General features: G+C 67.7%; 22 protein-coding genes. 3 read left to right on the top strand and 19 right to left on the bottom strand.

Annotation, left to right across the window (positions count from 1 at the left end; all coding sequences use genetic code 11):
• Position 1: 1 nt before the first annotated feature.
• Genes cyoE through H5407_RS15490 form a run of 4 tightly spaced genes read right to left on the bottom strand, consistent with a single transcriptional unit; the run spans position 2 to position 3447 of the window.
• Positions 2 to 913, bottom strand: a complete 912-nt coding sequence (gene cyoE, locus H5407_RS15505; RefSeq protein WP_183105368.1) for a heme o synthase — start codon at positions 911 to 913, stop codon at positions 2 to 4.
• 1 nt (position 914) lies between these two features.
• Positions 915 to 2006, bottom strand: coding sequence for a COX15/CtaA family protein (locus H5407_RS15500; RefSeq protein WP_310737657.1), 1092 nt, complete (start codon positions 2004 to 2006; stop codon positions 915 to 917).
• 12 nt (positions 2007 to 2018) lie between these two features.
• Entirely contained in the window at positions 2019 to 2762 is a 744-nt protein-coding gene (locus H5407_RS15495) for a hypothetical protein (RefSeq protein ID WP_255501266.1), read from the bottom strand.
• Positions 2722 to 3447 carry an SURF1 family protein gene (locus H5407_RS15490; protein ID WP_183105367.1) on the bottom strand — a complete coding sequence of 242 codons (726 nt, stop codon included), beginning with the start codon at positions 3445 to 3447 and terminating at the stop codon, positions 2722 to 2724. The genes H5407_RS15495 and H5407_RS15490 overlap by 41 nt, the downstream gene beginning before the upstream one ends.
• A 54-nt stretch (positions 3448 to 3501) precedes the next feature.
• On the opposite strand from H5407_RS15490, the gene H5407_RS15485 reads away from it, so the two are divergent.
• Positions 3502 to 3723: a DUF2909 domain-containing protein gene (locus tag H5407_RS15485; RefSeq protein ID WP_183105366.1), complete on the top strand. Its 222-nt coding sequence runs from the start codon at positions 3502 to 3504 to the stop codon at positions 3721 to 3723.
• Positions 3724 to 3856: 133 nt separating this feature from the next.
• On the opposite strand, the gene H5407_RS15480 is transcribed toward H5407_RS15485, so the two are convergent.
• From H5407_RS15480 to H5407_RS15455, 7 genes are all read right to left on the bottom strand, one after another.
• The gene (locus H5407_RS15480) at positions 3857 to 4741 is read right to left on the bottom strand and encodes a cytochrome c oxidase subunit 3 (protein WP_183105365.1); all 885 of its coding nucleotides are present in this window, start codon (positions 4739 to 4741) and stop codon (positions 3857 to 3859) included.
• A gap of 43 nt (positions 4742 to 4784) precedes the next feature.
• Entirely contained in the window at positions 4785 to 5027 is a 243-nt protein-coding gene (locus H5407_RS15475; RefSeq protein WP_183105364.1) for a DUF2970 domain-containing protein, read from the bottom strand.
• Positions 5024 to 5641, bottom strand: a complete 618-nt coding sequence (locus tag H5407_RS15470) for a cytochrome c oxidase assembly protein (RefSeq protein WP_183105363.1) — start codon at positions 5639 to 5641, stop codon at positions 5024 to 5026. The genes H5407_RS15475 and H5407_RS15470 overlap by 4 nt, the downstream gene beginning before the upstream one ends.
• 7 nt (positions 5642 to 5648) lie before the next feature.
• Complete coding sequence (locus H5407_RS24015) at positions 5649 to 5765, bottom strand: cytochrome oxidase small assembly protein (protein ID WP_220800631.1); 117 nt, start codon at positions 5763 to 5765, stop codon at positions 5649 to 5651.
• An 11-nt stretch (positions 5766 to 5776) separates the two neighbouring features.
• Positions 5777 to 7414, bottom strand: coding sequence for a cytochrome c oxidase subunit I (gene ctaD / locus H5407_RS15465; RefSeq protein WP_183105362.1), 1638 nt, complete (start codon positions 7412 to 7414; stop codon positions 5777 to 5779).
• A 32-nt stretch (positions 7415 to 7446) separates the two neighbouring features.
• Complete coding sequence (coxB, locus tag H5407_RS15460) at positions 7447 to 8640, bottom strand: cytochrome c oxidase subunit II (RefSeq protein WP_404935637.1); 1194 nt, start codon at positions 8638 to 8640, stop codon at positions 7447 to 7449.
• Between the two features lie 466 nt (positions 8641 to 9106).
• Complete coding sequence (locus H5407_RS15455) at positions 9107 to 10000, bottom strand: trans-aconitate 2-methyltransferase (RefSeq protein WP_183105361.1); 894 nt, start codon at positions 9998 to 10000, stop codon at positions 9107 to 9109.
• Between the two features lie 20 nt (positions 10001 to 10020).
• On the opposite strand from H5407_RS15455, the gene H5407_RS15450 reads away from it, so the two are divergent.
• A complete protein-coding gene (locus H5407_RS15450; protein ID WP_183105360.1) occupies positions 10021 to 10752 on the top strand; it encodes a ComF family protein in 732 nt (243 codons plus the stop codon).
• A 32-nt stretch (positions 10753 to 10784) separates the two neighbouring features.
• Complete coding sequence (trmL, locus tag H5407_RS15445; RefSeq protein WP_183105359.1) at positions 10785 to 11255, top strand: tRNA (uridine(34)/cytosine(34)/5-carboxymethylaminomethyluridine(34)-2'-O)-methyltransferase TrmL; 471 nt, start codon at positions 10785 to 10787, stop codon at positions 11253 to 11255.
• A 27-nt stretch (positions 11256 to 11282) separates the two neighbouring features.
• On the opposite strand, the gene H5407_RS15440 is transcribed toward trmL, so the two are convergent.
• The 8 genes from H5407_RS15440 to H5407_RS15405 all read right to left on the bottom strand — a co-directional run bounded on the left by H5407_RS15440 (position 11283) and on the right by H5407_RS15405 (position 18057).
• Positions 11283 to 12251 carry a tripartite tricarboxylate transporter substrate binding protein gene (locus H5407_RS15440; RefSeq protein WP_183105358.1) on the bottom strand — a complete coding sequence of 323 codons (969 nt, stop codon included), beginning with the start codon at positions 12249 to 12251 and terminating at the stop codon, positions 11283 to 11285.
• 16 nt (positions 12252 to 12267) lie between these two features.
• Positions 12268 to 13284: an NAD(P)H-dependent glycerol-3-phosphate dehydrogenase gene (locus H5407_RS15435; protein WP_183105357.1), complete on the bottom strand. Its 1017-nt coding sequence runs from the start codon at positions 13282 to 13284 to the stop codon at positions 12268 to 12270.
• Between the two features lie 120 nt (positions 13285 to 13404).
• Entirely contained in the window at positions 13405 to 13866 is a 462-nt protein-coding gene (secB, locus tag H5407_RS15430) for a protein-export chaperone SecB (protein ID WP_183105356.1), read from the bottom strand.
• 154 nt (positions 13867 to 14020) lie between these two features.
• Entirely contained in the window at positions 14021 to 14284 is a 264-nt protein-coding gene (grxC, locus tag H5407_RS15425) for a glutaredoxin 3 (protein ID WP_183105355.1), read from the bottom strand.
• A gap of 62 nt (positions 14285 to 14346) precedes the next feature.
• Positions 14347 to 14751 (bottom strand): rhodanese-like domain-containing protein, encoded by a 405-nt coding sequence (locus H5407_RS15420; RefSeq protein WP_183105354.1) that lies wholly within the window; start codon positions 14749 to 14751, stop codon positions 14347 to 14349.
• Between the two features lie 94 nt (positions 14752 to 14845).
• Positions 14846 to 16360, bottom strand: a complete 1515-nt coding sequence (locus H5407_RS15415) for a methyl-accepting chemotaxis protein (RefSeq protein WP_183105353.1) — start codon at positions 16358 to 16360, stop codon at positions 14846 to 14848.
• 60 nt (positions 16361 to 16420) lie between these two features.
• The gene (locus H5407_RS15410; RefSeq protein WP_310737656.1) at positions 16421 to 16843 is read right to left on the bottom strand and encodes a hypothetical protein; all 423 of its coding nucleotides are present in this window, start codon (positions 16841 to 16843) and stop codon (positions 16421 to 16423) included.
• 11 nt (positions 16844 to 16854) lie between these two features.
• Positions 16855 to 18057: a hypothetical protein gene (locus H5407_RS15405; protein WP_183105352.1), complete on the bottom strand. Its 1203-nt coding sequence runs from the start codon at positions 18055 to 18057 to the stop codon at positions 16855 to 16857.
• Positions 18058 to 18076: the final 19 nt, after the last annotated feature.

Below are 18076 nucleotides of genomic sequence, written 5' to 3'. Positions count from 1 at the left end.
GTCAGGCCATCAGAGGCAGCAGGTAGTGGTCCAGCAACAGGGCCCCGAACAGCAGGGACAGGTGCAGGATGGAGAAGCGGAAGGTCTTGCGCGCAAGGGCCTCAGAGTACTCGCGCCAGAGCTGCCAGCCATGGAGGCAGAACAAGAAACCCAGGATCAGAGCGCTGGCCAGATAGAGCCAGCCGCTCATGCCGATCAGGAAGGGCAGCAGCGTGGCCGCGAACAGGATCCAGGTGTAGAGCACGATCTGCAGGCGAGTGAACTCGCCACCGTGCGTCACCGGCAGCATGGGCAGGCCGGCACGGGCGTAGTCCTCGGCGCGGTACAGGGCCAGGGCCCAGAAATGCGGCGGCGTCCAGAGGAAGATGATCAGGCACAGCACCAGGGACTCCGGCCCGACCTCACCCGTCACCGCGGCCCAGCCCAGCACCGGCGGCATGGCGCCCGAGGCCCCGCCGATCACGATGTTCTGAGGCGTCATGGGCTTGAGGATGACCGTGTAGATGACGGCGTAGCCCACGAAGGTGGCAAAGGTCAGCCACATGGTCAGCACGTTGCAGCCCCAGGCCAGCAGAACCATGCCCAGGCCGCACAGCACGCCCGAGAACAGCAGGGTCTGAGGCCGGCTCAGCTCGCCCTTGGCGGTGGGCCGCCAGGCGGTGCGCTTCATCTTGGCATCGATGTGCTGCTCGATGAGGCAGTTGAAGGCGGCGGCGGCCCCGGCCACCAGCCAGATACCCAGGGTACCGGCCGCGATGGCACCCCATTGTGCCGGGCTGGGCCAGCCGGGGATGGCCAGGGCCATGCCGATCACGGCACAGAAGACGATCAGCTGCACCACCCGAGGCTTGGTGAGCTGGTAGAACTGCTGCCAGCGGGAGAGTGAGGCGGCGGGAGCGAGCGTTGCGGCCATGTCAGGCGTTCAGGGTCAGGGGCTGGGTGCGGGCACGCAGCAGGGTGAGGCAAAGCAGCAGCGCCGCAGCGCCACCGGTGTGCGCCAGAGCGGCCACCAGGGGCCAGTCCAGCACGACGTTGCTGAGGCCGCTGAGCAGCTGCCACAGGAGGATAAGGAGCAGGCGGCGAGCCCAGACGCCCAGGCCCGCGGCGCGCAGGCGCCAGGCCAGCGCCAGCACGGCCACGGTGGCCGCCAGCGCGAAGAGCCGGTGCGTCCAGTGGATGGCCACCAAGGCCTCGAAGGGCAGCACGCTGCCGTCGTGATGCAGACCCAGCTCGCGCCACAGGGTGAAGCCCCGGGCAAAGTCCATGGCCGGCCACCAGCCGCCCTGGCAGGTGGGGAACTCATCGCAGGCCAGCACAGCGTAGTTGGTGCTGACCCAGCCGCCCAGCGCCACCTGCAACAGCACGATCGCCAGCACCAGCACCATGGCGCGCCGCAGGCCCACGCCCACGAGCAGCTGTCGATCGCCCAGACGCTGGGCCTGCCAACCCAGCAGCATCAGCAGGCCCAGGGCCAGCAACAGGTGCAGGGTGACGATGGCGGGGAAGAGCTTCATGGTCACGGTCAGCGCGCCGAAAAGACCCTGCACCAGCACCCAGGCCAGGCTCAGCCACGACCAGGCCGGCGCCGGCATGCCGGGCTCGCGTCGCCAGCGGGTGTGCAGCACCGCGCTGACGAGGATCAGGAAGCCCACCGCGCTGGCGAAGTAGCGATGCAGCATCTCCACCCAGGCCTTGCCATGCGTGACCGGGCCGGTGGGCATGGCCGCCTGGGCCTGCTGGATGTCCCCATGGGCGCCCAGGGGCGAGGCATGGCCGTAGCAGCCGGGCCAGTCCGGGCACCCCAGGCCGGAGTCGGTCAGGCGGGTGAAGGCCCCGAAAAGGATGAGCTCGAAGGTGAGCGTCATGGCCAGCACGACCAGCAGACGCAGGCGCTCCCGGTGCGAGGCCCCACGGCCCCGGCGCCAGGCCCAGGCCAGCGGCAGACCACCCAGCAGCGTGGCCATGGCCAGCATCTGCAGCAGGGGGCTGAAGTCGAATCCGATCACGGCATCGGTCCTTCAGCGACCCGGCCGGTCCCAGCCGGCATTGGCCTTGACCAGGCGGTCCAGGTCCTTCTTGAATCGGGACGGGTCGAGCTGGGCCGGCGAGCGCATCATCCAGCGCCCCACCGGGTCGATCAGAAAGAGGTGCTCGTTGAGCTGATGCCCTTGTGCCGGCTTGAGCCAGGCTTGCAGCTGCTCGGCCGGCACGCGCAGCGCGGTGACGGGCGCGCCCTGCGAGATCAGGGCGCGCAACTCGGCAGAGACCGGCTCCTGATCGGGGATCAGCCAGAGCTTGTCGAACTTGTCTCGCTCCTTGCCCTGCATCTCGCGCAGCTGACGCTGGGCGAACATGAGGCGGTCGCATTGCGCATCGCAGCGGCTGGGCTGGACCACGGTCAGCAACCACTGGCCCTTGAGCGTCTCGGCGCTCACCGGCTTGCCGTCCAGGTCCTGCAGGCTCAGAGCGGCGGGCATGTCGATGGTGGGCGTGATGAGGTCGGAATAGGCCCGGCCCTCCAGCTTCAGAACGTAGAAGCTGAAGTAGGAGGCGATCACCGGCGCCGCGCAGACGGCCACCACGCCCAGCATGCGCAAGCGGCCCGCGCGGGTGCGCTGCTGCTGGGCAAGCGCCGCCAGCTCTGCGGGCTGCGGCTGGCTGTGCACGGTGAAGGACAGCGGGTTGTCGTCCCCGTCGCCCGCCTGCATCGCGGTGCGGATGTCAGCGGGAGCGTCGGGGGCGGAGGACTTGGAACCAGACATACAAACCCAGTTGGAGGACCGACAGCGCGGCCCATTGCGCGGCGTAGCCGTAGTGTTTATGGATATCGACAGCCGGGGCCGGCCAGTCGCGCAGCAGGCCCGGGGTCGCCCCTTCGTGCGCCGTCTGCAGCACCGTCAGGGGCAGCAGGGGCAGGTCTGTTTCACGGGCGAAGGCGGCCGGATCGAGATTCTGCCGGATGCGCCCGCCGCCTGCCTCGCCCAGCTGGTACAGCCTTGAGGGCGATGCGGCCATGCGGCCTTCGATCACGATCTCGCCGGCCTCGGCGGGCAGTGCGGGCAGGCGGCTGCGATCGGCCACATCGCGTGGTGCCCAGCCCCGCTGGACCAGCACGGCTTCGGAGCGGCCGCTCAAGCGCAGCGGTGTCACGAGAAAGAAGCCCACGCGCCCGTCCATGGGCCGGTTCTCCAGCCAGACACTGTGCTGCGCCAGCCAGTGCCCCTGCAGGCGCACGCGCCGGTGCAGGCCCTCCGCGCCCACGGCGGCAAGGCCGGCGGCGTCCAGGGTCGGCGCCTGGGCGCGCTGCGTGATGGCGGACTCCAGCGCGCGCTTCTGCCCGGCGCGGTCCAGTTGCCAGGCGCAAAGGCTGGCCGTCAGCGCCACGCCCGCCAGGGTCAACGGCAGCAGCCAGCGGCGCTTGCGGTCAACGGGGGAACTCGTGCTCATGCCGGGGTCCGGTACAGGGTGAATCGCGCGCTGCGGGTGAAATAATCGGCAACCATGAAAACCATCATCCTGCTCGGCTTCGTGGCCATTCTCGGGGCACTGGCCGCGGCCGGCCTCTTCATGCTGCGCCGCGGCGGCGACCGCAAGAAACAGGGGCCGCAGATGGCGCGCGCCCTGGCCGTGCGGGTGGGCGTGTCCATCGCCCTCTTTCTCTTCATCCTGCTGAGCTACCAGATGGGCTGGATCAAGCCCACCGGCCTGCCCATGGGGCGCTGAACTCGGCTGGCCCGGCCGGAAGCTCCGCGAAGGGCCAGGCCCCTCAAAGACAAAGCGCCGCGGCATGCGGCGCTTTTTCATGGCCGCGCATGCAGGCCATGGCACGCGGTGCCGTGGCACCGCGCAAGAACGATCACATCCAGTAGACGACGGCGTACAGCCCCAGCCACACCACGTCCACGAAGTGCCAGTACCAGGCAGCGCCTTCGAAGCCGAAGTGGCGGTCGCTGGTGAAGTGGCCCTTCTGCAGGCGCAGGGTGATGAACAGCAGCATCAGCATGCCCACGAAGACGTGGAAGCCGTGGAAGCCGGTCAGCATGAAGAAGGTCGAGCCGTAGATGCCCGAGCTGAGCTTGAGGTTCAGCTCATGGTAGGCATGCGCGTACTCATAGCCCTGCACGCACAGGAAGGTGATGCCCAGCAGCACCGTGATCCACATGAAGGCGATGGTCTTGCCGCGGTTGCCGGCAATCAGCGCGTGGTGGGCGATGGTCAGGGTCACGCCCGAGGTCAGCAGCAGGGCCGTGTTGATCGTGGGCAGGGGCCAGGGGCCCATGGTGGTGAAGGCTTCCACCGTGCCGGCCGGCGAGGCCGTGGCACCGGCGGCCATGCTGGGCCACAGGGCCTTGAAGTCCGGCCACAGCAGTTGGTTCTCCAGGCTGCCCAGGCCGGGCACCGAGTGCACGCGGGCCCAGTACAGCGCGCCGAAGAAGGCGGCGAAGAACATCACCTCCGAGAAGATGAACCAGCTCATGCTCCAGCGGAAGGAGACGTCGATGCGGTCGCTATAGAGGCCGCCTTCGCTTTCGCGGATGGCATCGCCGAACCACTGCTTCAGCACGAAGGCCCACCACAGCAGGCCGAAGGCCAGCGAGTAGGCACCCCACTGGTGATCGTTGATCCACTGGCCGGCGCCCAGGATCACGAAGAACAGGCCGATGGCGGCCATCACCGGATGCCGCGAAGGGCCCGGCACGAAGTAGTAGGGGGTGCTCCCCTGGGAGGTCGCTGCCGACATTGATGATCTCCTCGATCTTCTAACGACTCAATTCAACTCAACACTAGGAGCCAGCCACGCCGCTGCCGATCACCCACTGGACCAGCAGCACGAGACTGACCACGAATACAGCGGCCGCAATGACGCCGGCGATGATCACATGCACCGGGTTCAGTTGCGCCACATCTTTGTCATAGCCGGCACCCTTGCGGATGCCGATGAAGGACCAGGCCACCGCCTTGACGGTGCCCAGAAAGCTGCCCTTGCGGGCGGCCGCCTCTTTCAGGTCCTGGCCGGCCTCGCTCACAGCTTGCGCTCCTGGGCCGGGGCCGCGGCCTGCTTCTTTGCCGCGGCGTCCTTGCCCGTCACCTCGAAGAAGGTGTAGGACAGGGTGATGGTCTTGACGTCCTTGGGCAGCTTGGGGTCCACGTAGAAGACCACGGGCCACTGCTTCACTTCGCCGGGGGCGAGGGTGTATTCGTTGAAGCAGAAGCACTCGAGCTTCTTGAAGTGGGACGTCGCCTGCTTGGGAGCGTAGCTCGGGATGGCCTGGGCCGACATGGTCCGGTCCTGCACATTGCGGAACTCGTACATGACGGTGGTCAGCTCGCCCGGGTGCACCTTCACATGGCTGGTCGCGGGCTTGAAGTCCCAGGGGCCGCGGGCGTTGGCATCGAACTCGATCTCGATGCTGCGGCTGTAGTCCACCTGGGTGTTCTTCACGTCCTCGGCGCGGACCGCATGCGTGCCCTGCGACAGCGTGAGCACATTGATGCCCAGCGCCGTGCAGACCGCACGGTAGACCGGCACCAGGGCATAGCCGAAGCCCGACATGAGGGCGACGACGACCAGCAGCTTGCCCATCATGAGCCGGTTGTCCCGGCGCAGGAGGTCAGCGAGTTGCCAGCGTTTGTCGCTCATGGGGGCCTCAGCGTCCCAGCCAGGTCATCTTGACCATGAAGCCGACCATGAAGGCGATCGCGACCGAGGCCAGGATCAGGCCCAGGCGCCGGTTGGCCTTGCGTTGTTCAGGCGTGCTGCTCATGGCCGGGCCCTTCAGCCGATCACCTTGGTGGCGGTGGCGTCCAGCTTGGGCGGGTTCTCGAAGGTGTGGAAGGGAGCCGGCGAGGGCACTTCCCATTCCAGGCCTTCGGCGGCTTCCCAGGGCTTCTGCGGAGCCTTCTCGCCCTTGCCGCGCAGCAGGGGCAGCGCGACGGCAAAGAAGAAATACACCTGCATCAGGCCGAAACCGAAGGCGCCCACCGTGGCGATGGCGTTGAAGTCGGCGAACTGCATGGGGTAGTCGGCGTAGCGACGGGGCATGCCGGCCAGACCCAGGAAGTGCATGGGGAAGAAGGTGATGTTGAAGAAGATCAGCGAGCCCCAGAAGTGGATCTTGCCGCGCGTCTCCGAGATCATCACGCCGGACCACTTCGGGCCCCAGTAGTACACGCCAGCAAACAGGGCGTACAGCGAGCCGGCCACCAGCACGTAGTGGAAGTGGGCGACGACGTAGTAGGTGTCCTGGATCTGGATGTCGATCGGCGCCATGGCGCAGATCAGGCCGGTGAAGCCGCCCATGGTGAACACGAAGATGAAGCCCACGGCCCACAGCATCGGGGTCTCGAAGGTCATCGAACCGCGCCACATGGTGGCCAGCCAGTTGAAGATCTTCACGCCCGTGGGCACGGCGATCAGCATCGTGGCGTACATGAAGAACAGCTGACCCGTCACCGGCATGCCGGTGGCGAACATGTGGTGGGCCCACACGATGAAGGACAGGATGGCGATGGAGGCCGTGGCGTACACCATGGAGGCGTAGCCGAACAGCTTCTTGCGGGCGAAGGCCGGCACGATCTGGCTCACGATGCCGAAGGCCGGCAGGATCATGATGTAGACCTCGGGGTGACCAAAGAACCAGAAGATGTGCTGGTACATGATGGGGTCACCACCGCCGGCCGGGCTGAAGAAGCTTGTGCCGAAGTGGCGGTCCGTCAGCGTCATGGTAATGGCGCCGGCCAGCACGGGCATCACGGCGATCAGCAGATAGGCGGTGATCAGCCAGGTCCAGGCGAACATGGGCATCTTCATCAGCGTCATGCCGGGCGCGCGCATGTTCAGGATGGTCACGATGATGTTGATCGAGCCCATGATGGACGAGGCGCCCAGGATGTGCATCGCGAAGATGCCGGCATCCATGGAGGGGCCCATCTGCAGGGTCAGCGGCGCGTACAGCGTCCAGCCGGCCGCGGGAGCGCCACCGGGCATGAAGAAGGACGCGACCAGCATGATGGCGGCGGGGATCATCAGCCAGAAGCTGAAGTTGTTCATCCGCGCAAAGGCCATGTCCGAGGCGCCGATCTGCAGCGGGATCATCCAGTTCGCGAAGCCCACGAAGGCCGGCATGATCGCGCCGAACACCATGATCAGACCGTGCATGGTCGTGAACTGGTTGAACAGCTCCGGATTGAAGAACTGCAGGCCGGGCTGGAACAGCTCGGCGCGGATGCACAGGGCCAGCACGCCGCCGACCATCAGCATCGTGAAGGCGAACAACAGGTAAAGAGTCCCGATGTCCTTGTGGTTGGTGGCAAACACCCAGCGGCGCCAGCCGGTGGGCGCGTGGTGGTCGTCGTGGTGATCGTGCCCGTGGGCATGAACGTCATGACCGTGGGGGTCAAGCACTGCACTCATGTTGATTCCTCTGTTCCTTGACGTTCAAACCATCACTTGCGCGCGGCCACGATCTCGGCCGGTTGCACGATCTGACCGGTCTTGTTGGACCAGCTGTTCTTGGTGTAGGTGATGACGGCGGCGATTTCGGTGTCGCTCAGCTGCTTCCAGGCGGGCATGCCCTTGTCCAGGCGGCCGTTGAGCAGCACCTGCATCTGGTCTTCATGCTTGTCGGAGAGCACCACGGGCGAGGCGTCCAGGGCCTTGATGGGGCCGGCGCCCTTGCCGTCTGCCTTGTGGCAGGCAGCGCAATTGGCGTTGTAGACCTTTTCGCCGCGAGCGACCAGCTCTTCCAGCTTCCAGACCTTGGAAGGATCATCAGCCTTGGCGGCCAGTTCCTTCTTCTTGCCCTCGACCCACTTGCTGTAGTCCTCGGCGGACAGCACCTTCACGTGGATGGGCATGTAGGCGTGTTCCTTGCCGCACAGCTCGGCACACTGGCCATAGAAATCGCCGGTCTTCTCGGCCTTGAACCAGGTGTCGCGCACGAAGCCGGGAATGGCATCCTGCTTGATGCCAAAGGCCGGCACCATAAAGGCGTGGATCACGTCATTGGCCGTGGTGATGATGCGCACCTTCTTGCCGACGGGCACCACCAGGGGGTTGTCCACGCGCAGCAGGTAGTCATCGACGGCCTCCGGCTTGCCGGAGTCGGAAGCATTGCGCTGGTTCACGTCCAGGGTGGACAGGAAGCCGATGCCCTCGCCCTCGCCCTTCAGGTAGTCATAGCCCCACTTCCACTGGTAGCCGGTGGCCTTGATGGTGAGGTCAGCGTTGGTGGTGTCCTTCATGGCGACCACGACCTTGGTCGCCGGCAGGGCCATCAGGATCACGATGATGAAGGGCACGACGGTCCAGGCGATTTCGACCTTGACGCTCTCGTGGAAGTTCGCGGGCACGGCGCCCTTGGACTTACGGTGCTTGATGATGGAATAGAACATCACCCCGAACACGGCGATGAAGATGCCCAGGCAGATGACCAGCATCATGTTGTGCAGCCACATCTGCTCGCTGGCGATCTTGGTGACCGGCGGGTGCAGGTTCAGCTGGTTGACCGCCGGGCCGCCCGGCAGATCCTTGACGGGGTTGGCCAGGGCGGCGTGGGTGGCCAGCGTCGCGCCCAGCGCCAGGCTGAAGCGGCTGCAGGCCCGCCCCAGCTGGCACACAGCTGCGTTCATCATCTTCATGGTCGTCACTTCTGTCTCCAATCGATCCGACAAGCCGGCATGCGCCCCGATGGCGCGCACACCCGCCCTTGCGTCCTTCCCGCCAGCCCCCATGTACCGCAGCGATGCAGTCACGGCCGGACCGGCTCGACAAACCTACAGCTCCTGAAGCCAGTTTCACCGCCGTGGCAAGTCCTGACCCCGCATGGCCTCAGCTCATCAGGAAAGCACCGGTGCTGCAGCCCCCTGCTGCACCGGCCTGGCGCATGGGTGACGGCCGCAGCTGTCACGAATTGCCTCACCTGTTGACCTGACGCAAAGCGAAGGCCCAGTAAATACCCTAGGATGAAAGGGATTTGGCCTCAGAAAACCGCGGGATTTTAGCCCAGGCATCCTGAGGCCATGTGGCCTTTGTGCGTCGCAATCGTGTGCCTGTTTACCCTGTAGACAGCCCCTGCCCCGCAGCTGGCGCGGACCGGCGAGAGGGTCAGTCCTTGCCTGAGCGCCGCACCATGCTGCGCATGTCATTCAGGCTGAAGTGGGTCTCGCCGCTCATGCGCGGGCGCGGCACCGGCTTGAAGGCGTGGCCGTAGACCAGCTCCAGGCTCAGCGCAATCAGGCCGTCCGGGCCGCGCAGGCTTTCCAGCGCTGCTAGCAGGCGCTGGCGCCAGCGCGGCGTACGCAGTCCGGGGAAGCGCGCCGCCGCCACGTTCCCCCCCAGGGCCCGCAGGTCCGCCAACAGCTTCTCCGGCTCGGACCAGGTCAGGCGCAGGCGCTCCTGGTCCATCACCGGATCAGCGAAGCCGGCCTCGACCATCATGTCGCCCAGGTCGTGCATGTCCACCCAGGCCGGCAGCGGGCGGCCCCAGCCCAGGGCCTCATACAGGCGCACCAGCTCCACGAGGCTGTCCGGTCCCAGGCAGGAGAACATCAAGAAGCCATCGACCGCCAGCAGCTGGTGCCAGGTCTTGAGGAGGGCGGGCTTGTCGGGCGCCGCATGCAGGGCCATATTGGCCCACAGCATCTGCACCGGCTCGCCACCCCGGGCCAACTGCGGCCCGGCCGAGTCCAGCAGCTTGCGCCACCAGGGTTTCTGGAGGCGCCGCTCGGCTCGCAAGCGCAGAGCCGGCGTGGGCTCGATCCACCAGGCGCGGGATTCGGGATAGGCCGACTGCAGCGCGGCCAGGCTGTCACCCAGCCCCGGACCCCATTCCAGGTAGTCGGCAGGCTTGAGCTTGATGAAGTCCAGGCGCTCAGCCATGCGGCGAGCGACCTCGGCATGCAGCCAGGGGGCCTCGTCCCGGCGGGCCAGGCGGCGCAGCTGCTGCTGAAGGGCCTGGGCATCGATCTGATGGGGGACGGGACGCGGGGATTCATTCATCGCCGTCAGTATATTGAGCCATGCCTGCCGCCGCCTGGATCCGCGCCAAAGCCCTGCTGCCCCGCGGCAGCCTGGGTGGACAGTGCCTGCTGTGCCGGCAATGGAGCCAGGAGCGGCTGTGCACGGATTGCCTCTCGCAGGCCGCCCGCCGCGATCCCCGCCGATCGGCCTGCGGGCGCTGCGCGCTGCCGCTGGCCATGCCGGGCCACTCCCACTGCGCCACATGCCTGCGCCGACCGCCGCCGCTGGATCACTGCTGCGCGGCCCTCGACTACCACCACCCCTGGGACCGGCTGCTGCTGGACTTCAAGTTCAATGCCCAGCCCCAACTGGCGCGGCCGCTCGCGGCCCTGATGCTCCCGAGCCTGCAGGGTCAGGTCCAGGCCCTGGGCCGGCCGGACCTTCTGTGCTGCGTCCCCCTCTCGGCCCAGCGCCTGCGCGACCGAGGCTACAACCAGAGCCACGAGTTGGCCCGCTGCCTGGCCCGGCAACTGCAGCTCCCTTATGAGCCCCGCCTGCTGCGGCGCCTGCCCGGGGCGCCACAGTCTCGCCTGGACGCCGAGGCGCGGCGGCGCCATGTGCGCGGGGCCTTTGTGCTCGCCACGGGCATGACGGCGCGGGTCCGCGGCGCCCGCGTGGCCATCATCGACGACGTGATGACCACCGGCGCCACACTCGACGAAATCGCATCGACGCTCAAGCGCGCCGGCGCGGCCCAAGCCTGGGGCTGGGCACTGATGCGTGCCGGCTGAGCGCGGGCCGCCGCAGGCTCTAGACTGCACCCATGTTCCGCATCGTCCTGGTCCACCCCGAAATCCCGCCCAACACGGGCAATGTGATCCGCCTGGCCGCCAACACGGGCTGCGAGCTGCACCTGATCGAGCCCCTGGGCTTCTCCATGGAGGACCGCTTGCTGCAACGCGCCGGGCTGGACTACCACGAGTACACCCGGCTCAAGCGCCATGCCGACTGGCCCAGCTTCCTGGCCGCGGAGCAGCCGGCGCCGCAGCGCATGTTCGCCTTCACCACGCGTGGCAGCCACTCGCTGGCCCAGCAGTCCTGGCAGCCGGGGGACTGGCTGGTCTTCGGTTCCGAGACGGCCGGCCTGCCTCCAGCCCTGCGGGACAGCTTCCCGCCCGAACAACGCCTGCGCCTGCCCATGCGGCCCGAGCAGCGCAGCCTCAACCTCAGCAACGCGGTGGCCGTGGCCGTCTTCGATGCCTGGCGGCAGCACGGCTACGAGGGCGGCGCCTGAGCGGCAGGACCGGCGCTGCCTGCCCCGCTATTGCGGCTTGAGCCCCAAGCGGCGGATCACCTGCCCCCAGCGTTCGCGGTCCTCGCGCATCTGCAGGCGCAGGCCCTCGGGCGCGGAGCCGATGGCGTTGAAGTGCTGGGCCAGCAGGCGTTCGCGGAAGGCTGGGCTGCGCACCAGGACGCTCACCAGGGAGGCCATCCGATCGACCCAGACCTGCGGCGTGCCGGCCGGTGCCAGCAGACCCTGCCAGGACAGGGCCGAGAAGTCCTTCAGGCCCTGCTCTGCCAGCGTAGGCAGCTCAGGCCAGCTGGTGCTGCGCACGCTGCTGCTCATGCCCAGGACCTTGACCTTGCCAGCCTTCCAGGCACCCAGGGCCATGCCGGGCACCATGAAGGCCGCCTGGATCTCGCCGCCCAGCAAGGCCTGCAGCACCTGGGGGAAGCCGGCGTAGGGCACATGGTTGAGCGCCACGCCCGCACGGTCGGCCAAGTCTTCCATGGCCAGATGCGAGGCACTGCCCAGGCCCACCGAGCCGTAATTGATGCCCTCACGGCGCGAGCGCAGCAGTTGCAGGAACTCGGGCAGCGTGGCCACGCCCAGGGCCGGCGAGACCAGCAGCACGTTGGGCGACGAGGCAATCAGGCTGACGGGGGTCAGGTCTTGTCTCGGGTCGTAGCCGGGCTTGCGGCTCAGCAGGTCCGCAATGGTCAGCGGCCCCTGGATAGTCAGCAGCCAGGTGTAGCCGTCCGGCGCCGCATGGGCAGCCAGGCCGGTGCCGATCAGGCCGCCGGCCCCCGGCTTGTTCTCGACCAGCACGGTCTGGCCCAGAGAGGGCCGCAGGCCATCGGCCAGGGCGCGGGCGACGAGGTCCGGTGAACTGCCCGGAGGGAAGGGCACGATGAGCTTGAGCGGCCGCTGCGGCCAGCTGCCGGATTCGACCGCATGGCCGGCCAGCGGCAGGGCCAGCAGGCCGGACAGGGCTTGTCGGCGTCGCATGCAGGTCTCCCGAGACTCAGTGCTCGGCGCGCGCCTGGCGGCCCATCAGCAGGTCCACGCCGGCGCGCGGGCTCAGGCGGCCGTCCAGCACGGCGACCACGGCTTCGGTGATGGGCATGTCCACGCCCTTGGCCTGCGCGCGGGCCAGGACGGTCGGTGCGCTGTAGACGCCCTCGGCCACATGACCCAGCTGCTGCAGGATGTCCGGCAGGGCCAGGTCTTGCGCCAGCAACAGGCCCACGCGGCGGTTGCGAGAGAGGTCGCCAGTGGCCGTCAGCACCAGATCGCCCATGCCCGAGAGTCCCATGAAGGTCTCGGTGCGGGCCCCCAGGGCCAGGCCCAGGCGCAGCATCTCGGCCAGGCCGCGAGTGATCAGGGCCGCCCGCGCGTTGAGGCCCGGCGCCAGGCCCGGCTCACCGGCGGCCTCAGCGCGCTGGCGCAGGCCGTCGGCGATGCCCACGGCGATGGCCATCACGTTCTTGACCGCCCCCCCCACCTCCACGCCCACGGGGTCATTGGAGCTGTAGACGCGCAGGCGCTCGCCATGGAAGGCCTGCACGCCCAGTTGGGCCACTTCGGCGTCCTCGCTGGCCGAGACCAGGGCTGTGGGCTGGCCGGCGGCCACCTCCTGCGCGAAGCTGGGCCCGGAGAGGATGCCCACGCGCAGGTCCGGCCGGACCTGGCGGGCGATCTCGTGGCCCAGCAGGCCGGAGCCGGCCTCGAAGCCCTTGCACAGCCACATGACGCGGGCACCGGCGGGCATCTGCTGCAGCATGCCGCGCAGCGCGGCCATGGGCGTGGCGATGATGATCAGGCCTTCGCGCGCATGCGCCAGGGCCTCGTCAAGCCGGCTTTCCAGGCGCAAGGAGGCCGGCAGGGGCGCGCCGGGCAGGTAGCGGGCATTGCTGCCGCTGGACTGCATCTCCCGGACCTGGTCCTCGTCACGGGCCCACAGCAGCAGTTCGTGCCGCGCGGCGGCCTGGATGGCCAGTGCGGTGCCCCAGGCACCGGCTCCCAAAATGCTGATCTTCATCGCGTTGCCAGGCAAACGGCGCCCGAGGGTCGCCGGGGATCAGAAGTGACAACGCCACCTCGCGGTGGCGTGCAGAAAAGGGCACAAGCCAGGCCCGTGGGCCCGATCATGCCAGGGTCCTCAGTTCAGGGCTTCGGCTGCCGGGGCTCCGGCCTGTGCCTGCTGACGGGCCTCGAACATGGCCTGGAAGTTCACCTCGGTCAGCAGCACGGGCGGGAAGCCGGCGCGGGTGCAGACGTCAGACACCACGGCACGCAAGTAGGGGTAGATCATCTGCGGGCACACGATGCCCAGGATGCCCTCGACCTGCTCCTCGGGCAGATTGCGGATCTCGAAGATGCCGGCCTGCTTGGCCTCGATCAGGAACAGGGTGCGATCGGCGATCTTGGTCGTCACGGTGGCGGTGACGCTCACCTCGAACACGCCCTCGACCACGGGCTCGGCGGCCAGGGTCAGGTTGATATCGACCTGCGGCTGGGCCTGCTCGGTCAGGATGTGGGGGGAATTCGGCTGTTCCAGCGACAGGTCCTTCAGGTACATGCGCTGAATGTTGAACACGGGGGTCAGTTGCTCGTCGGCCATGATGGTCTCGTTCGTGTGAGTGGATGCCCGGCAAACGCACAGCCGCCAAGCAGACGGGGCGGATTATCACCCAGGCCCGCAGGGCAGACGGAAGCGGACTTGCCCGCTCTTGAATTGGCTCAATGCGGCCCCAGCACGCGCCGGGGCCGGAGGCTCAGGCGGCCTGCTGCAGCAGGGGCGTGAGCCCGCCGCGCTGATCCAGGGCGACCAGGTCGTCGCAGCCGCCCACATGGGTCTGGCCGATGAAGATCTGCGGCACGGTGCGGCGGCCGGTGAGGCTCATCATGGCCTCGCGCTGCGCGGGGTCCAGGTCCACGCGGATCTCCTCGATCTGCTCGACGCCGCGCTGCTTCAGCAAGGCCTTGGCCCGCACACAGTAGGGGCAGACCTGGGTGGTATACATCTTCACAAGGCTCATGGCCGGACTCTCTGGTACTTCTTGCTGCGCGACGGGGTGGAAAAAAGAAAAGAAGACCGGGTTCAGGCCTTCTCGATGGGCAGGTTGGCCTCGCGCCAGGCCTTCATGCCGCCAGCAAGCACCTGCACATTGGCATAGCCCGCCTTGCGAAGCATGCCAGCAGCGCGGCCGGCGCGTGCGCCGGTCTGGCACACCAGCACGAGGGGCAGGGTCTTGTTGGAGGGCAGGTCCTTGCTGGACTCGACGGTGCCGAAGGGGATGTTGCGCGCACCGCTGGCGTGGCCGGCCGCGAACTCGGCAGGCTCGCAGACGTCGATCAGCACGCCCTTCTCACGGTTGACCAGGCGCACCGCCTCGTTCGTGTTGACCTGCCCGGCGCCGCCGCCCTGCAGGGCCGAGCGCAGCAGCAAGGCGCCGGAGACCAGGGCGGCCAGGACCAGATACCAGTTGTCGATCAGGAATTTCAATTCGGAGCCTCGATGGGAAGGTGCGGGATTATAGAAAGCGGCGCCCGCAGGCGCCGTGAAATGGCCCGACCCCGCGCAAGGTCCGCGCGGATGATCAACCCAGTTTGAAGGTGGACACCGCCGTCTGTAGGGCCCGTGCCTGCTGCTCCAGACTGCTGGCCGCGGCGGCGGCCTGCTCGACCAGGGCCGCGTTCTGCTGCGTCATCTGGTCCAACTGACTCACCGACTGGTTCACCTGCGTGATGCCCTGGCTCTGCTCACTGGCCGCGGCGGTGATCTCGCCGATGATGTCCGAGACCCGCTGCACGCTGGCCACGATCTCGCTCATGGTGGAGCCCGCGTCCTGCACCAGGCGGCTGCCGGACTCGACCTTGTCCACGCTGGCACCGATCAGGGCCTTGATCTCCTTGGCCGCCTCAGCGCTGCGCTGGGCCAGGCTGCGCACCTCGCCAGCCACCACCGCGAAGCCGCGGCCCTGCTCGCCCGCACGGGCCGCTTCCACCGCGGCATTGAGCGCGAGGATATTGGTCTGGAAAGCAATGCCGTCGATCACGCCGATGATGTCGTTGATCTTCTTGGAGCTGGTGTTGATCTCGTCCATGGTGGTCACCACCTGGCTGACCACCTCGCCGCCCTTCTGGGCCACCGCCGCGGCTGAGCCCGCGAGCTGGTTGGCCTGCGAGGCCGCGTCGGCGCTCTGGCGCACGGTCTCGGTGAGCGTCTGCATGTTCGAGGAGGTCTGCTCCAGCGAGGTCGCCTGCTTCTCGGTGCGCACCGAGAGGTCATGATTGCCCACGGCGATCTCGCGCGAGGCCACGGTCATGGAGTCCGTGCCCGTGCGTACATTGGCAACGATGGCTGCCAGGCCGCGCGACATGTCGCGCACCGCCGCCAGCAGGCTGGCCTCGGCGCCGGCACTGACCTGGATGTCCTGCGAGAGGTCGCCCTCGGCCATCTGCCGCATGACGTCGCGGGCGTACTCGGGTTCGCCCCCCAACTGGCGCCAGACGCTGCCGATCACCAGGTAGGAGCCCACGCCCAGGCACAGCACCACCACGAGGCCACTGACCACGATGGCACTGAGGCTGGAAGAAACGCCGGTGCTGGCCGCCTTCAGCCCGTCATCGAAGCTCTCACGCGCCTCGGTCCGCGCCTTGCCGAGCACGGTTTCCAGCTCCTTGAGCGCGGCCTGCATCTTCGGGATGGCGCCGGCCTGATCGCCCTGCTTGATGCCCAGGAAGAGCTGGGCGGTGTCCGAGGAGGCGGCGTAATAAGTCTCGAAGCTGGAGGCCAGCTTGCCCGCCATCTCGGACCTGCCTTCGATGGCCTTGATCGTGCCCAGGGTCTTGCGCATGGCCGCGGCACGCTCGTTGGCCTCGTCCAGGCGCTTCTTCTCGCCCTCCGCCACGGCGCTTTGGATGGTGGCGCCCAAGGCCTCCAGCTGCGAGGCGAACTGGTTCGTGGCGTCCAGGTAGGGCGCGTGCACATCGCCGATGGCCTCGATGGCGCCGGAGGTGCGCGCCGAGAAGGCCAGCACGACGGCGATCCCGATCGCAAAGATCACAGCCGCCAGCACCGGCAGCAGCCAGATCCGGGTCTTCACATTCATGTCCAACTCCTTGGTCAGCGGGCGGGGCGGCGCGCGCCCCGCCCGGCTGTCTTCACGGACTCAATCCACGGTCAGCACGACCTTGACGCTGCCATCCACGGCAGACTTCTCGATGTAGCCGATGGCATCCGGGTTGCCTGCCACGAACTTCTTCACTTCGGCCGAACTGGCCACTTCCTTGGGGGGCGTGGCCTTGCCGGAAAAGACCAGGCGCGACCAGGCCGCCTTGACCTGGGCGCTGTTCTTGCCCGTGACCTTGGTGTAGAAGGTGTCGCGGATGGCCGCAGCTTCGGGCTGGTCCACGGGTGCCGCCGCCGCACCGCTGGGCAGGGCGTTGCTCTTGCCCAGGAAGATGTTGGCCACCTGCTCGGCCGTCATGCTGGCCGCCGCGCTCTTGGGGTTCACCACCACGGCCACCTGGGCCTGGGCCGCCACGCTGGCGCCGGCCAGGGCCAGCGCGATCAGGACTTGTTGCATGCGCATGGTCGGCCTCCTCAGAACACGGTGTCCACAGCGATGCTGTAGACGTTGACCGAGTTGCCCGTGCCGAAGCCGGGCTGCGTGTTGATGAAGAAGCCCGGCCCGGTCGGCTTGATCCGGTCAAACTGGGCCTTCAGCGCGGTGTTGCGCATGAAGTCCCAGCGCACGCCCAGGGCCCAGGTTTTCTGCGTGCGCACCTGGGTGGCCACGAAGCCGTCCACGGCGGCCTTCAGCTGGGCCAGGCCCGGCGTCAGGGGCTGGATGGTGTTGGTGATGTTGCTGTCCACGTTCTTGATCTGCGAGAGCGTCACGTAGGGCGTGAACTTGTCGATGCGATGCCCCACCGTGAGGAACCAGGCGTTGGTGTCGGATGCGTAGGAATCGGTGCGACGCTGCGTGTACTCGGCGGCCACCAGCCAGCTGCCGTTGTCCCAGTTCAGGCCCAGGCCGGTGAAGGAGGCCTTCTTGTCCGTGGGGTCCAGCTCGTCGGCCGTCGTGGTGAACGGCGTCTGGCGGATGGTGGCCACCAGGGCGGCCAGCGTGGTCGTGTGGGCCGTCAGCTTGCCCGCCACATGGCCGAAGCGCAGGCTCAGACCGTTGTCCATCTCCAGCGTGGTGTTGAAGCCCGTGGCCTTCTTGAGGTCCACCTTGGTGCCTGCGATCACGGTCGTGCTCTGGCCGCCAAAGACCTGGGCGCTCCAGGTCCCCAGCGCCGTGCCGGTCTGGAAGTTCAGGTCGGCACCGTCGAAGCTGCTGAAGGGCACCTGGCTGTAGACATCCAGCGGGGGGCGGATCCAGGTGTTGGCATAGCCCACGTCGCGGAAGTCGGAGACGGCGAAGAAGGGGCCGCCCATGCGCCCCAGGCGCACCGACAGCCCTGGGTTCAGCTGCGCCTTCACGAAGGCCCATTCCAGGGCCGGGTTGAAGTTGCCGTCGCCGTTCTGCTTGCTCAGCAGCTGTACCGTGGCGGAGAACATGGGGGAGAACTTGGCCGTGCCCTGCAGGCCCAGCTTGCTGTCGACCTCGCCACTCCAGGTCTTGTCAGCGCCGCGGAGCTGGCCGAAGGTGGCGTACTGGGCATCATTCGTGTTGGTGCCCACCAGGCCCAGCGTGGCAAAGCCCGAGAAGCTGAACATGGAGTTGTCCTGCGCCTGCGCCGTGGCGGCCAGGGCGGCCAGGGCCAGCGGGGCCAGTCGGCGTGTTTTCAGAGCCATCATCAAGGTCTCCTTCTTGTGT

The sequence above is a fragment of the Mitsuaria sp. WAJ17 genome (assembly GCF_014174515.1).
In the GTDB taxonomy this organism is placed as follows: Bacteria; Pseudomonadota; Gammaproteobacteria; order Burkholderiales; family Burkholderiaceae_C; genus Roseateles_B.
This window is presented reverse-complemented; position numbering and strand designations above follow the sequence as displayed.

Coding starts and splice junctions, on each gene's coding strand:
- secB (WP_183105356.1), bottom strand. CDS start 13,866: ATGGCCGACGAGCAACTGACCCCCGTGTTCAACATTCAGCGCATGTAC.
- H5407_RS24015 (WP_220800631.1), bottom strand. CDS start 5,765: ATGAGCAGCACGCCTGAACAACGCAAGGCCAACCGGCGCCTGGGCCTG.
- grxC (WP_183105355.1), bottom strand. CDS start 14,284: ATGAGCCTTGTGAAGATGTATACCACCCAGGTCTGCCCCTACTGTGTG.
- H5407_RS15490 (WP_183105367.1), bottom strand. CDS start 3,447: ATGAGCACGAGTTCCCCCGTTGACCGCAAGCGCCGCTGGCTGCTGCCG.
- H5407_RS15495 (WP_255501266.1), bottom strand. CDS start 2,762: ATGTCTGGTTCCAAGTCCTCCGCCCCCGACGCTCCCGCTGACATCCGC.
- H5407_RS15480 (WP_183105365.1), bottom strand. CDS start 4,741: ATGTCGGCAGCGACCTCCCAGGGGAGCACCCCCTACTACTTCGTGCCG.
- H5407_RS15455 (WP_183105361.1), bottom strand. CDS start 10,000: ATGAATGAATCCCCGCGTCCCGTCCCCCATCAGATCGATGCCCAGGCC.
- cyoE (WP_183105368.1), bottom strand. CDS start 913: ATGGCCGCAACGCTCGCTCCCGCCGCCTCACTCTCCCGCTGGCAGCAG.
- H5407_RS15485 (WP_183105366.1), top strand. CDS start 3,502: ATGAAAACCATCATCCTGCTCGGCTTCGTGGCCATTCTCGGGGCACTG.
- trmL (WP_183105359.1), top strand. CDS start 10,785: ATGTTCCGCATCGTCCTGGTCCACCCCGAAATCCCGCCCAACACGGGC.
- H5407_RS15450 (WP_183105360.1), top strand. CDS start 10,021: ATGCCTGCCGCCGCCTGGATCCGCGCCAAAGCCCTGCTGCCCCGCGGC.
- H5407_RS15470 (WP_183105363.1), bottom strand. CDS start 5,641: ATGAGCGACAAACGCTGGCAACTCGCTGACCTCCTGCGCCGGGACAAC.
- H5407_RS15405 (WP_183105352.1), bottom strand. CDS start 18,057: ATGATGGCTCTGAAAACACGCCGACTGGCCCCGCTGGCCCTGGCCGCC.
- H5407_RS15440 (WP_183105358.1), bottom strand. CDS start 12,251: ATGCGACGCCGACAAGCCCTGTCCGGCCTGCTGGCCCTGCCGCTGGCC.
- H5407_RS15415 (WP_183105353.1), bottom strand. CDS start 16,360: ATGAATGTGAAGACCCGGATCTGGCTGCTGCCGGTGCTGGCGGCTGTG.
- ctaD (WP_183105362.1), bottom strand. CDS start 7,414: ATGAGTGCAGTGCTTGACCCCCACGGTCATGACGTTCATGCCCACGGG.
- coxB (WP_404935637.1), bottom strand. CDS start 8,640: ATGAAGATGATGAACGCAGCTGTGTGCCAGCTGGGGCGGGCCTGCAGC.
- H5407_RS15410 (WP_310737656.1), bottom strand. CDS start 16,843: ATGCGCATGCAACAAGTCCTGATCGCGCTGGCCCTGGCCGGCGCCAGC.
- H5407_RS15435 (WP_183105357.1), bottom strand. CDS start 13,284: ATGAAGATCAGCATTTTGGGAGCCGGTGCCTGGGGCACCGCACTGGCC.